The organism is Streptomyces rubellomurinus (genome assembly GCF_000961885.1).
Classification (GTDB): Bacteria; Actinomycetota; Actinomycetes; order Streptomycetales; family Streptomycetaceae; genus Kitasatospora; species Kitasatospora rubellomurina.
This window is the reverse complement of sequence record NZ_JZKH01000410.1, coordinates 1-206: the sequence shown is the minus strand read 5'-3', so window position 1 is coordinate 206 and position 206 is coordinate 1. Positions and strand designations below refer to the sequence as shown.

1 pseudogene is annotated in these 206 nt (G+C 68.9%); it reads right to left on the bottom strand.

Annotation, left to right across the window (positions count from 1 at the left end):
* Window positions 1-206: pseudogene (locus VM95_RS38405) on the bottom strand (urease subunit alpha); the annotation flags it as partial.

The following is a 206-nucleotide window of genomic DNA, read 5'->3' as shown; positions in this document are numbered from 1 at the left end:
GCGTCCCGGCCGAACGGCAGGGTGGGGTTGGTGGAGGAGCCGATGACGTTCGGCACGCCCGCCATCTTGAGGACGTTGGGGACGTGGCCGCCGCCGCAGCCCTCGATGTGGAAGGCGTGGATGGTCCGGCCCTCCAGCACCTTGAGGGTGTCCTCGACGGACAGGCACTCGTTCAACCCGTCCGTGTGCAGGGCGACTTGGACGTC